The sequence below is a fragment of the Lactobacillus sp. UMNPBX17 genome (assembly GCF_002553735.1).
GTDB classification, from domain to species: domain Bacteria; phylum Bacillota; class Bacilli; order Lactobacillales; family Lactobacillaceae; genus Lactobacillus; species Lactobacillus gallinarum.
Genome location: NZ_PCYT01000047.1, coordinates 1 through 13,478, shown reverse-complemented (window position 1 = coordinate 13,478; position 13,478 = coordinate 1). Strand labels below are relative to the sequence as shown.

The window sequence follows — 13,478 nt, the reverse complement described above, 5'->3', positions numbered from 1 at the left end:
ATTCTATATTTTCTCTTTCTTGACTATAATGATACAATTCATCAAAATCTAAATTTGATTGCGATAATAACCACTCACGATAAATCGTTAAAATTCGAATTACTTTTTGCACATTAAAGATATACAGATAATTATAACCAAACCGCTTAGTTAAAGCTTTCAATGACTATTTTTATTAAGTTTTTTAACTAGGGATGCTGATTGTGTTGTAATCATTTTTATGTTTTTCTTTAGTTTGTCTGTAGCGATCTGTGTTGATGGTAATCTTTTATTAACTTTAATGTCATTTAGATCTTGCAACAATTTTATCTTAGTATGGTCATCCATATAATCAGCACTCAATATCTTTTTAACGGTATTTTTATGCTTTTGTTCACTAACGGTTTTACCTACCAATATACCTATGCCACAGAATACAGTAGATTTAATAATCTTTTTTACTAACATCATATTTATTCTCTTTACTTTATAAAACACTAGTAATTACATTATATTTGCTTATACCTAAAATATTACTTTAAACTATAATTATTACCAATCATTAAACTAATTATTACAAAAAGGAATGATTTAATGGCTAATTGGCGTACACTATTTCCAGCTCGAATTTTAAGTCGCGGCGAAATATACTATGACAATCTAATGATCAAGTCTTTTGATCTTGCACAAGATAACGAACATTTTGCTGCAACGATTCAAGGTGGAGTAGGCCAGTATTATAACGTTTCAGGTCGACTTCGTTTAGACGGTCGTGCTTCTGAATTAAAGTGCAATTGTCCATGGGCTAAGAAGGGCCATCGTTGTAAACATGAAGTAGCAGCACTTCTAGCAACAGAAAATGAACAAAAAACAAATAAAAAATATTCTACAACTCAAGGGACTCATTTTAGTGATTTACTTTCTGAAGACATAAAAGAAAGTATTATTAAAGCCCAGCCCGCAGTTAATCCACTAGACATTATTGGAGATAAACTCTGTAATAAGCAAGACTATCAAACTGCTATGCAACTAAAGCTGAATTTAACAGAAATTAGTTGTGATCATTTAGATAATAAAATGCGTTCTTATGAATATATTTGGCATTTAGAGCAGTACGATGGCAGCTGGGTAACATTGGATGTCCAATTTACACGTTGGCAAATCATTGCAATTGATTTTAATGCTTTTCATAAGCTTTCTGTAAATCAAGAGGTAATCAATGCTTTGACTTGGCTTAAATTTATTCCTGAATACCTTAAAGATGATCCTTTTGATATAACTAATGATGCTGCATTACAGCTTCTTTCACTATATTCCACTAAGCCTAAGGAAGATAATGATCCAATAGTTTTAAGGGCTCAAACCAACAATTATGGCTCTATGCTTAGTATTCAATTTAAATTGGGTAAAGGAAATCATCTTTATCAGCTTAAGGATCTGAATCGTTTAATCGATATGGTTCATGATCAACAACCGATAAAATTGGGCAAATTTTTCAACGAAGTAATTGATTCCGAAAAAATGGATACTAGTAGCAAGCGGTGGCTAGATTTTATTAAGAAGATTGTCGATGCTCGCAACTTAAATAAATGGGGATATTCTACTGAGACTCTTGATCGCATCGATGTCAGCGATTCAATTGCTGATGAAGTAAATGATTTATTGTACCAAGGATCAAAGCTATATTCTGGGACTCGTCTTGTAGGTTATACTACCGATAAACTGACAGCTAATATCCAAATTGAAGAAGAAAATGGCAGTGCTCATATTCTAGTAGAAGATTTTCCGACCTCAACACTAATAACAGGAAATGACAATTTTTATGGTTATTACAAAGGCGTATGGATTAAATATGAGGGCCTCACTCCTAAGTATTTAGCTCAGTTAGGCTTGCATCCCGGTGAAGAATTACGTTTTAGCAAGAAAAACGTTACTGAATTTACACGAAAAGTTTTGCCTAAATTAGAGCAATCTGATTATCTAGAGATATCTGGCGCTAATAAATTACGAGCTATTTTGCCACCTGAAGCAAATTTTACATTTAAATTCGACTATCAAGATAATAATGCCCTGTGCCAAGCCCTTGTTCAATATGGCAAAAATACATACTTACTAAATCGTAATTTTTCTCAAACTGAGCGCCGTGAAGCTAAAAGAGAAAATGAAATTGAACAACTAGTTAAACAATATTTTTCTGATTTCAAGAATAATGAATATCTGTTGTCTAATGATGATTTAGATCGCTTAGGCGAATTTCTTGATCATGGAATTGCCAAATTTAAAGAAATTGGCGAGGTGCAAATTACGCCAACGTTTAGATCTCTCCTAAAAAGTACCAATACCAAGATGGAATTAGGTGTGAGCGTTAACTTAACCAATGAACTAATTGATGTAGATATCTCCAGTCAAAAAATGAGTTGGGAAGATATTCAAGCTGCACTTAAAGCATATCAAGAAAAGCGGCGCTATTTTGTTTTATCTAATGGTCTACTTCAGCATACCCAGCAACCAACTATTGAGCAATTAGCTCAAACACTGCATGATTTAGATATCAGCTTTACAGATTTTATCCATGGAAAATTACAATTACCTGCTTATCGTGCCTTTTACTTTGCCAAAGAAATGAAAAAAGCTAATTCTTTACATTTCTCCAGTAATGAAGCTTTTAATCAATTAATTAATGATTTAAACAAAAACCAATTAAAACCAAGTAAGCTGCCTACTAAGCTAAAAAGTGTCTTACGTCCTTATCAAAAAGAAGGATTTAATTGGCTTAGTACATTAGTTAATTATAATTTTGGCGGAATTCTAGCCGATGAAATGGGCTTAGGTAAAACTCTACAGGTAATTGCTTTATTATTAACTAGGAAAAAGAAAAATAGCACTAGTTTAGTAGTAGCACCAGCATCGGTTATCTATAACTGGCAGAATGAAGCACAAAAATTTGCGCCTGAATTAAAAACTGCTGTACTAGGTGGAACTAAAAAAGAGCGAGCATTAATTCTCTCTAACGCTAATAATTACGATTTATTGATTACCTCATATCAATCTTTAAATCGTGACTTGGAATCTTATCAGGGACTTGTTTTCGATATCCAAATTCTTGACGAAGCACAAAATATCAAAAACCACCAATCAATTACAGCTCAATCAGCTAAAGTTATTAAGGCTCATCATAAGCTTGCCTTAACAGGTACACCAATCGAAAACAAATTAAGTGAATTATGGAGCATCTTTGATTATTTAATGCCTAATTTTTTAGGATCATATCTAAACTTTAAGAAGAAGTTTGAGATACCAATAATTAAAGAAGAAGACGAAAATGCCGAAAATCAATTAGTTGAAATGGTAACGCCATTTATTCTGCGCAGGCTAAAAAAGGATGTTTTAAACGATTTACCTGCAAAAGACGAAGAGATCGTTTACGTTACTATGGGTACTAAGCAAGCTGAACTTTATAAACTACAAACGCAAAAGTTAATAGCCGAATTAGCTCGTCAGGGGGATGCAGAATTCAAGCGTGCTCATTTTAAAATCTTTGCGCAAATTACTAAATTACGTGAAATTTGTTGTGATCCGCATTTATTGTATGAGAATTATCATGGTAACTCTGGCAAATTGATTATGACTATTAAGCTAATCAAAGCAAATATAGAAAATGGACATAAAATTCTCTTATTTTCACAGTTCACTTCAATGCTAGAGATAATTCAAAACAAGTTAGCTAAACTAAAGATTCCTATTTTTGTAATTACAGGAGTAACTGCTAAGAAAGAACGTCAGGAAAAAATTCGTCAGTTTAACACATTAGATAAACCTGGCATCTTTTTAATCTCTCTTAAAGCAGGGGGAACTGGCATTAATTTAACTAGTGCTGATGTAGTTATTCACTATGATCCGTGGTGGAATTTAGCTGCGGAAAATCAGGCAAGTGATCGTGCTCACCGTATGGGACAAAAACACACAGTTAAAATTTATAAAATGGTTACCCGTGACAGTATTGAAGAAAAAATTATTTCGTTACAACATAAAAAAGCAGACTTAGCCAAGATAATTTTAGATAATCATGATGTCGCACAAGCTACAATGAGTAAAGAAAATTTATTAAAGATTCTAAAATGATTTTGCACTTGCGAACTATTGTTTGCATAGGTATAATAAAAAACTAAATATAAAACCAACAAGTTATATACTTGCTGGTTTTATATTTAGTTTAATTTAGTGATGTTTTTTATAATACCAATAATATAATCCGAATGGCACCATATTTTCTTGGTGATGCTTTAGACGAATTATATTGCTTCGATGGCTCCAGTAGATTAAGACTACGAGCAGTCCACTGATAATGCTTAAGGCAAGATCGTGGAAGAACAATGAAGCTATAAAAATTAAAACTACTGAAATTAGGCTAGTTAATGAAACCATACTTGTAATAAACAAGATTGGGAAAAAGATGACTGCACAAATTAAAAAGAAGTGGATATTATAGCCTAATAAGAAACCGGCTGATGTAGCAACGGCTTTCCCACCTTTGAATTTTAAAAAGATTGGGAAGGCATGCCCTAAAATTGCAGCTAGGCCAAAAATCAGGCTAAGATAATGAGGTCCTAGATGAAATAGAACTGGTAATAATGTAGCTATGGTTCCCTTGAAAAAATCTACCAAGAAAACAATAATTCCAGCTAATGGACCTAATACTCTAAAAGTATTAGTAGTACCTATATTACCAGAGCCATATTTTCTTATATCTTTGTGAAAGAAGATTTTTCCCACTAATACACCCGTCGGAAAAGATCCGATCAAGTATGCTAAAATAAACAACGATGCAAATTTTAATGCAAACATATTCAACAACTCCTATTAATCTATCGCTATTTTAGCAAAGATTATTCCTTAAATATACGGTGTTGGTGAATTATTGAGTAAATGGGGGATTTTTTAGTGGCAAAAGCTAATACTTATGATGATTCTTCAATTCAAATATTACATGGACTAGAAGCTGTTCGTAAACGACCAGGTATGTATATTGGTTCAACAGATATACATGGTCTTAATCAACTAGTTTACGAAATAGTCGATAACTCTGTTGACGAAGCCATGGCCGGCTTTGGTAAAGAAATTGATGTAACTATCCATAAAGATAATAGTGTAACTGTAAGAGACTTTGGACGTGGGATGCCTACAGGAATGCATAAGTCAGGAAAGCCAACTATTGAAGTTATTCTGACTGTACTCCATGCAGGTGGTAAATTTACTGAACAAAACTATAAAACATCAGGTGGACTTCATGGTGTAGGTTCATCCGTAGTAAATGCACTTTCAAGTTATATGAAAGTACGTGTTGTTCGAGATGGAAAGGCATACGAAGAAGAGTTTGAAAAGGGTGGACATCCTATTGGAACTCTTAAGTGTTTAGGCAAAACTAAAGATCCTACTGGTACTACAATTACTTTTAAACCAGATGCTATGATCTTTTCAACAACTAAGTATAAGTATGAGACTATTCAGGAACGTATTCGTGAGTCTGCCTTTTTGCTTAAAGGTGTTAAGTTTGTTTTAACTGATGAGCGAGAACCTGAACATCATGATGTATTTCAATATGATGATGGAATTAAATCTTTTGTTTCTTATCTAAATGAAGGTAAGGGAACTATTAGTGATGTTTTCTATTTTGAAGGAAAACAAGATGGCATGGAAATTGAATTTTCCGGTCAATATAGTGATGGATATTCAGAAAATTTAGTGTCTTTTGTTAATAATGTTCGTACTGGTGATGGTGGTACTCATGAATCTGGTGCTCGCAGCGGATTTACACGTGCTTTCAACGATTATGCTAAAAAGCAGGGACTACTTGGTAAAAAAGATAAAAATATCGATGGTTCAGATTATCGAGAAGGTTTAAGCGCTGTTTTATCAGTGAAAATTCCAGAAGAATTACTTGAATTTGAAGGTCAAACTAAAGGTAAATTAGGTACCCCACAAGCACGTTCAGCAGTTGATTCACTCGTCTACGAAAAGATGTCTTACTATTTGATGGAAAATGGTGAATTAGCTCAAGAATTGGTGAAGAAGGCACAACGAGCTAGGGATGCACGTGAAGCTGCTAAAAAGGCTAGAGACGAAAGCAGAAACGGCAAGAAAAGACGCAAAAAAGAAGTTCTTTCTGGTAAGCTTACCCCTGCTCAATCACGTAATCCTAAAAAGAATGAATTATTCTTAGTCGAAGGTGACTCTGCCGGTGGTTCAGCAAAACAAGGCCGTGACAGACGCTTCCAAGCAATTTTGCCTTTACGTGGTAAAGTTTTAAATACTCAAAAAGCTAAATTACAAGATATCTTTAAAAACGAAGAAATCAACACTATGATTTATACCATTGGTGCAGGTGTAGGTGCTGAATTTGATGTTGATGATTCAAATTATGACAAAGTTATTATCATGACTGACGCCGATGACGACGGTGCTCATATTCAGATTTTGCTTTTAACCTTTTTCTACCGCTATATGCGTCCAATGATTGAAAAGGGAAAGGTATATATTGCTCTTCCACCTCTTTATCGTTTACAAAAGGGACGTGGCAAGAAAGCAGAAATTCAGTATGCCTGGACAGATGAAGAGCTTGCTAAAGATGAAAAGACTATGAAACGTGGCTATTCATTACAGCGTTTCAAAGGATTGGGTGAAATGAATGCTGAACAACTTTGGCAAACAACCATGAATCCTGAATCCAGAATGCTAATTCGAGTAAAAATTGATGATGCTGCTCTTGCTGAACGACGAGTAACTACCTTAATGGGTGATAAAGTCGCTGCTAGAAGAAAATGGATTGAAGAAAACGTTAAATTTAGAATGGGCGAAGATAGCTCAATCTTAGAATCAGAAGATGATTAAAGAAGGTTTTTAATTAATGACCACAAAAGAACGAATTCGTGAAATGCCGCTTGAACAAGTTATGGGCGAGCGTTTTGGGCGATATTCCAAATATATTATTCAAGAACGGGCTTTACCTGACATTCGTGATGGATTAAAGCCTGTTCAGCGACGCATTCTTTATGCAATGTATCAAGATGGAAATACCTATGATAAGCCATTTAAAAAGGCCGCAAAGGCTGTTGGTAACATTATGGGTAATTTTCACCCACATGGTGACAGTTCTATCTACGGTGCTTTAGTTCACTTATCCCAAGATTGGAAGATGCGTGAACCATTAGTAGAAATGCATGGAAATAACGGGTCAATGGACGGTGATGGTCCTGCGGCTATGCGTTATACTGAATCTCGCTTAAACAAAATATCAAACATGCTTTTGCAAGATATTGATAAGCAAACAGTTAAAATGGTTCTTAATTTCGACGATACTGAATATGAGCCAACTGTTTTGCCAGCCCGTTTTCCTAATTTATTAGTCAATGGGTCAACGGGTATTTCTGCGGGGTATGCTACTGAGATTCCTCCACATAACCTTGGTGAAGTAATTGATGCTACTATTTATTTGCTAAAACATCCTGATGCTTCATTAGAAGATCTAATGAATTTTGTGAAAGGCCCCGATTTTCCTACTGGTGCTATTGTTATGGGAACTAAAGGCATCAAGGAAGCATATAAAACTGGTAGAGGTCGTATTCAAGTTAGAGCTAAAACCAGTATTCAAGAAATTCGTGGACACCGTCAAGAAATTGTAGCAACAGAAATTCCATTTGATGTTAACAAGGCTCTTTTAGTCAAAAAGATTGACGAGATTCGATTAAATAAAGAAATTGATGGTATTGCTGAAGTACGTGATGAAACTGACCGTCATGGTCTGTCTATCGTTATCGAACTAAAAAAAGATGCAGATGCTCAAAACATTTTAAACTATTTATTTAAGAATACTGATTTACAGGTTTCTTATAACTTCAATATGGTTGCAATTGATCATATGACTCCTGTTCAAGTAGGCTTAAAGCGTATCTTATCATCCTACTTAGAACACGAAGAAGACGTTGTAACTAAGCGAACCAAATTTGATTTAAATAAAGCTGAAGCACGTCTAGAAATCATTCAAGGTTTGATTCATGCGATGGATATTCTTGATCAAGTTATTAAGACCATCCGTGCTTCAAAAAACAAGGCTGACGCTAAAAAGAACTTGGTTGCCAAATATAAATTTACTGACAATCAAGCCGAGGCAATTGTTTCTTTACAACTTTATAGATTAACTAATACTGATGTTAATGCATTGATTGCCGAACAAACTAAGCTCAATAAACTTGCAGAAAAATACCGTAAACTTTTGTCAGACCGAAAGACCTTAGAAAAAGAAATTATTAAAGAACTATCAGCTGTAAAAAAGGAATTTGCTAGTCCTCGTCGTACTGAGATTTCTGAAGAAAGTGCTAAAGTTAAAATTGATGAAAAAGCATTAGTTGCTGATGAACAAGTACGTGTATTAATCAGTCGTGATGGTTACTTAAAGCGTTCTTCACTTAGATCATACCAATCTACTGATGATGCCGATAATGGCTTACCAGATGGAGATAAAGTAATTTATGAAAATACGTTATCCACTTTATCTAATCTTTATCTATTTACTAATCATGGTAATGTTATCTACCGACCAGTTCATGAGTTAGTAGAAACTAAATGGAAAGAAACTGGGCAACACCTTTCTCAAGAAATTGGATTAGACAGTGATGAACAAATTATTCGTGTCTTTGTATTCGATAATTTAAACGTAACTAAAAACTTTGTTCTAGCTACCAATGATGGTTATATCAAACAACTTGAATTGACTAACTTGCAACCAACTAGAACTTATAAATCACGTGCTATGACAGCTATCAAATTAAAGAATAAAGATAGCTTATTGATTGGGGTAGATCTAATTAATCCTAATGATAAAAAGGAAATCACATTATTTACTCATCGAGCATATGCAATTAGATATGACATCAGTGAAATTCCAACGTCAGGTTCTAAAGCGGTAGGGGTTAAGTCAGCTAACCTTAAAGATGACGATTATATAGTCGGCTATGTTTTAGTTGACAGTCAGTATCTCGATTTAATGCATGTTGGTTTAATTACTCAACGGGGTGCATTTAAGCAATTTAAGCTTTCTTTAGTTAATAAGGTATCTCGTGCCAAACGTGGGGTATTAGTTTTACGCGAACTAAAGACTAAACCACATAGAATTGTAGCTTTAATGCCTTACGCTCAAGATCATATCCTACATGTTACTACCTCTAGTGACCGTCACATTGAAATTAAGACTAATGAATATCCATTAGGTGATCGTTATTCAAACGGTTCATTTGTTATCGATACAACGGTAGATGGTACACCAACAGATATTGAATTAGGTCGTCCAATTAGTAGTCAGAATTAATATCATGCTTATTATTTAATAACATTTTATAAAAAGAAAATAGTGCTGAGACATTTGTTTTGACACTATTTCTTTTTGGATAGATAATAAATTATGTTATGGGACATGACTTATCATAAAATAAAATTTCGAGAAAGAAGATAATTGTTATGCCTAAAACTGATACAATATTGTCGGCTAAATTATTACGTTATTTTTTACAACTAATTGATACAATGAACTACACCCAAGCAGCTCAAATTTTGGGAATTACCCAACCAGCATTAACTCAACAAGTTAAAAAGCTTGAGCATGCTATTGGTGCGCCCTTATTTGGTCAAATGGGTAAGAAGCTATATTTAACCGAAGCAGGGAAAGAAATGGAAACTGCTGCAGTTGAATTGCTTAATACTATCAATGGAGTTGTAAGTGATATTCAAGAATATACTCAAGCAGATAAAGGTCATATCTCTGTAGGGATCTTGGATTCACTTCAATCAGATCTTTTCCATAAATTCTTAGGTGAATTTAATAAGAAATATCCTGATGTAACCTTTACTATCAATTATTTTGATCGTAAAGAGCTATGGCGTAGGTTGGATACCAACCAAGTTGATATGGCGATTATGTATTTACCTGACAATACGAAGAAGGAAGATACTAATTTACGTCACCAGTATAATTACGAACACTTCTATGATGATCGATTAGTAGTTTTAACTCATAAAACAACTGTTGAAGCTGAAGAAACTTGTCCAGTTTCACGCTTTATAAATAGAAAATGGGTCGCATATCCTGACAATTTCTATTTGACACCTTTAATGCATGAATACTTCGGTAAAAAGAATAAGCCGATTATTCCTATTAAAATTGGATCTACAAAAGAATTAATCAAAATGGCTGAGAATTCAGATTACGATACCTTTATTACTCAATCCTATTATGACGCCCATCGTGATGAAATTGACTCAACCAATTTGACTCCAATTTATTTGAAGGAAGATCATGGATTTCATATTTCCTACGTTTATCGTAAAGGCAAGCTTGAAATACCTAGAATGCAAAATCTCTTAAAAGAATGGGAAAAGTTCTTGGACAAGCATCAGAATTTTAGTAAACTATTAGTAGATCAAATAAAAAGTTAGAAAAAGAGGCAATTTATTCAATGGAAAAAGAATTTGTTTTCGGACACCAAAATCCAGATACTGATGCTATTGGTACTGCCATTGCATTTTCATACTTACAAAATAAATTAGGCTATAACACTGAAGCTGTAGCTTTGGGTGAGCCTAATGATGAAACTGCATATGCCCTTAAGAAGTTTGGTTTTGAAGCTCCTCGTGTTATCAAAGAAGCTGCTCCAGAAGTTAAGGCTGTAATGTTAGTTGACCACAATGAACCTCAACAAAGTGTCTCAGATATCGATAAAGTTAAGGTTACTCATGTTGTTGATCACCACAGAATTATGAACTTCAATACTGCAGATCCTTTATACTATCGTGCTGAACCAATGGGTTGTACTTCAACCATCGTTTGGAAGATGTTTAACGAAAATGGTATTGAAATTCCTGAAAAACTTGCTGGATTAATGCTTTCAGCTATTATTTCAGATACTTTACTTCTTAAATCACCAACTACTACTGATGATGATAAAAAGGCTGTTGAAGCATTAGCAAAAATTGCCAACGTTGACTACAAAGAATATGGTTTAGCAATGCTTAAAGCAGGTACTAACATTAGTAATAAATCAGAGGAAGAATTAATTGATTTAGATGCTAAGAGCTTTGCTTTAAACGGCCACAACGTACGTGTAGCACAAATCAATGTAGTTGACCTACCTGAAGCTTTGGAACGTAAGGATGCCTTTTTAAAGGCTATGGAATCAGCATCAAATGATAATGGTTATGACATGTTTATGCTTTTAATCACTAACATTCTTGATTCAGATTCTGAAGCTTTAGTAGTTGGTTCTAATGAAACTAAAGAATTGTTTGAAAAAGCTTTTGATAAGAAGCTTAATGATTCAGAAGTTAAGTTGCCTGGTGTTGTATCACGTAAGAAACAAGTAGTTCCACCATTAACAGAAGCTTTTGAAGGCTAATTTTTAGGTTCTACTAAAAATGACTAGGGAACATATCCCTAGTCATTTTTTTATCTTAAATTTAAAGGAGATAATAATATATGTCATACCCACAACTAGATTTAGAAAATATTACAGGTCCTCGTGCTACTATTAAGACTAATCACGGTGATATTAAGATTCAATTATTCCCAAAACAAGCTCCAATGACCGTTGAAAATTTTGTTCGATTGGCAAAAAAGGGATACTACGATGGTACTATTTTTCATCGTGTAATTAGTGATTTCATGATTCAAGGTGGTGACCCTGAAGGAAATAGTACTGGAGGCACTAGTATTTGGGGCCATCCTTTTGAAGATGAATTCTCACGTGATTTATTCAATCTTCGTGGTGCATTATCAATGGCAAATTCAGGTCCTAATACCAATGGCAGTCAATTCTTTATCGTCCAGAATAAGAACATGCCTAAGCGTTACATCAAGCAAATGGAGCCAGCTGGTTATCCTAAAGAAATTATTCATGCTTATAAGCAAGGAGGAACCCCATGGTTAGATGGTCGTCATACTGTTTTTGGTCAAGTAATTGATGGCATGGATGTAGTCGATGAAATTGCCAAGGTAAAGAAAAATAAAATGGATAAGCCTCTAGAAGATGTAGTTATAAATAATATAGAAATTTAAGACTAAAAAAAGAAGTTGCGCTCGCAACTTCTTTTTAATTCATTTCTTTTAAAAGTACGATGAGTGACTTACATACTCGTTCAGCTTGATCGTCTGGTAATTTTCTTAACTCATTAGTAACTTTTTGAATGAAAATTGGCGTATTGTTAACATGATTTTCTAGCTTAATATTTTTAGCAGAATAAGCATTATTAATAATATCTGGTGTACTAGTGTTCAAAGCCCGAGCTATTGAATCAAGCTTCTGAATACTAATGTTTTGATCTTTAGTTCTTTCTAAGCGTGAAATAAAATTAACTGAAAGATCGCTAAGTTCAGCTAAGTCCTCCTGTGTAAGTTTTTGTTCACGTCTTCTACGAGAAATTTCTTCTCCTAAATTAATATTCACAAAGCATTCGATCCTTTCAAGTTACTTATACCTTTATAGTTATAGACTATAAAAGTTTCAGGATAAAATGAATAAACTATTTTACAGTCTCTTATCCCGTGATTCCACTTAGGTAATTCTAACTCAAAAACCCTATAAAATTAAGTAATTTGAAAGATAATCTTAAGAAATTATATTTTTGTTCTATATAAAGTTTATAATGTAAACTGATTATAAATTAAGAGGGGAATTAATGAAGAAATGAATTTAAAAGAGATTTTTAATAAATATGAGCGTCCTGCAGAATCTAGACAATTAGCATGCGCTCTTACTTTTTGTGGAGGATTTGTGGATGCCTATACATATATTCAAAGGGGACATACATTATCTGCTGGACAAACTGGAAACATTATTTTCTTCAGTTCAGCTTTAGCTGACCATAATATAGCTGGCATGATTAACCGTTCAAGTACATTTATCGCTTTTTCTTTAGGATTGCTCGTAGTAGGTCTTTTCCATAAGTACGTTAAAGGATATTATTGGAGAGTATTTTGTTTGTTTCCAATTTTGGCTATTTGCTTAATTGTTGGTTTTTTGCCGCGTAGTGTTCCTAATTATTATATTGTGCCGGCAATTGCGTTTGGACTAGCCATTCAAAATGCATCATTCAGCAAAATTGAAGGAATGGGATATAATAATGCATTTACAACTGGAAATCTAAAGAAATCAGTTGTTGCTTGGAGCGCATTTTTCTTTGGTGAAGATAAAAGCCAACATACAGCTGCAGTAAATTATATGTTATTAGTAATTTCATTTGGAGTTGGTGCAATTGTTTCAGCAATTCTTCAAAAGTTTTTTGTTTTAAAAACAATATGGATAGCTGTAATCTTATTAGCACTTATAAACATGATTTATCTTAATGCTTTGAAAAATAATAAAAAAGTAGACATGCTAAAATAAGTAATTATATAGCAATAAAGAAGTATAAAAGAGAGCAATTAATTCTTACTTGTATCTGCGCATAATTCATAT

The 13,478-nt window shown here is 33.6% G+C and carries 10 protein-coding genes; 7 read left to right on the top strand and 3 right to left on the bottom strand.

Features of this window, described 5'->3' with window-relative positions; all coding sequences use genetic code 11:
• Window positions 1-159: 159 nt before the first annotated feature.
• Window positions 160-450: a hypothetical protein gene (locus CP368_RS07485; protein ID WP_233185835.1), complete on the bottom strand. Its 291-nt coding sequence runs from the start codon at window positions 448-450 to the stop codon at window positions 160-162.
• 123 nt (window positions 451-573) lie between these two features.
• Between CP368_RS07485 and CP368_RS07480 the strand changes: the two genes are divergently transcribed.
• The gene (locus CP368_RS07480; protein WP_098045939.1) at window positions 574-4,101 is read left to right on the top strand and encodes an SNF2-related protein; all 3,528 of its coding nucleotides are present in this window, start codon (window positions 574-576) and stop codon (window positions 4,099-4,101) included.
• 96 nt (window positions 4,102-4,197) lie between these two features.
• Here the strand turns inward: CP368_RS07480 and plsY are convergent, their stop codons facing one another.
• Window positions 4,198-4,824 (bottom strand): glycerol-3-phosphate 1-O-acyltransferase PlsY, encoded by a 627-nt coding sequence (plsY, locus tag CP368_RS07475; RefSeq protein WP_098045938.1) that lies wholly within the window; start codon window positions 4,822-4,824, stop codon window positions 4,198-4,200.
• A gap of 96 nt (window positions 4,825-4,920) precedes the next feature.
• On the opposite strand from plsY, the gene parE reads away from it, so the two are divergent.
• From parE to CP368_RS07450, 5 genes are all read left to right on the top strand, one after another.
• Window positions 4,921-6,867 (top strand): DNA topoisomerase IV subunit B, encoded by a 1,947-nt coding sequence (gene parE, locus CP368_RS07470; RefSeq protein ID WP_087235541.1) that lies wholly within the window; start codon window positions 4,921-4,923, stop codon window positions 6,865-6,867.
• Window positions 6,868-6,883: 16 nt separating this feature from the next.
• Window positions 6,884-9,340, top strand: coding sequence for a DNA topoisomerase IV subunit A (gene parC, locus CP368_RS07465; protein WP_098044021.1), 2,457 nt, complete (start codon window positions 6,884-6,886; stop codon window positions 9,338-9,340).
• Between the two features lie 149 nt (window positions 9,341-9,489).
• Complete coding sequence (locus tag CP368_RS07460; protein ID WP_098044020.1) at window positions 9,490-10,464, top strand: LysR family transcriptional regulator; 975 nt, start codon at window positions 9,490-9,492, stop codon at window positions 10,462-10,464.
• A gap of 20 nt (window positions 10,465-10,484) precedes the next feature.
• Complete coding sequence (locus CP368_RS07455) at window positions 10,485-11,420, top strand: manganese-dependent inorganic pyrophosphatase (RefSeq protein WP_025006106.1); 936 nt, start codon at window positions 10,485-10,487, stop codon at window positions 11,418-11,420.
• Window positions 11,421-11,500: 80 nt separating this feature from the next.
• The gene (locus CP368_RS07450; protein WP_098045937.1) at window positions 11,501-12,079 is read left to right on the top strand and encodes a peptidylprolyl isomerase; all 579 of its coding nucleotides are present in this window, start codon (window positions 11,501-11,503) and stop codon (window positions 12,077-12,079) included.
• A gap of 34 nt (window positions 12,080-12,113) precedes the next feature.
• Here the strand turns inward: CP368_RS07450 and CP368_RS07445 are convergent, their stop codons facing one another.
• Window positions 12,114-12,467 (bottom strand): helix-turn-helix domain-containing protein, encoded by a 354-nt coding sequence (locus CP368_RS07445; protein ID WP_098036385.1) that lies wholly within the window; start codon window positions 12,465-12,467, stop codon window positions 12,114-12,116.
• A gap of 240 nt (window positions 12,468-12,707) precedes the next feature.
• Here CP368_RS07445 and CP368_RS07440 point away from each other — a divergent pair, with 240 nt between their 5' ends.
• Window positions 12,708-13,406 carry a YoaK family protein gene (locus CP368_RS07440; RefSeq protein ID WP_199161334.1) on the top strand — a complete coding sequence of 233 codons (699 nt, stop codon included), beginning with the start codon at window positions 12,708-12,710 and terminating at the stop codon, window positions 13,404-13,406.
• Window positions 13,407-13,478 lie beyond the last annotated feature (72 nt).

Coding starts and splice junctions, on each gene's coding strand:
- CP368_RS07485 (WP_233185835.1), bottom strand. CDS start 450: ATGATGTTAGTAAAAAAGATTATTAAATCTACTGTATTCTGTGGCATA.
- plsY (WP_098045938.1), bottom strand. CDS start 4,824: ATGTTTGCATTAAAATTTGCATCGTTGTTTATTTTAGCATACTTGATC.
- CP368_RS07450 (WP_098045937.1), top strand. CDS start 11,501: ATGTCATACCCACAACTAGATTTAGAAAATATTACAGGTCCTCGTGCT.
- CP368_RS07440 (WP_199161334.1), top strand. CDS start 12,708: ATGAATTTAAAAGAGATTTTTAATAAATATGAGCGTCCTGCAGAATCT.
- parC (WP_098044021.1), top strand. CDS start 6,884: ATGACCACAAAAGAACGAATTCGTGAAATGCCGCTTGAACAAGTTATG.
- CP368_RS07455 (WP_025006106.1), top strand. CDS start 10,485: ATGGAAAAAGAATTTGTTTTCGGACACCAAAATCCAGATACTGATGCT.
- CP368_RS07480 (WP_098045939.1), top strand. CDS start 574: ATGGCTAATTGGCGTACACTATTTCCAGCTCGAATTTTAAGTCGCGGC.
- CP368_RS07460 (WP_098044020.1), top strand. CDS start 9,490: ATGCCTAAAACTGATACAATATTGTCGGCTAAATTATTACGTTATTTT.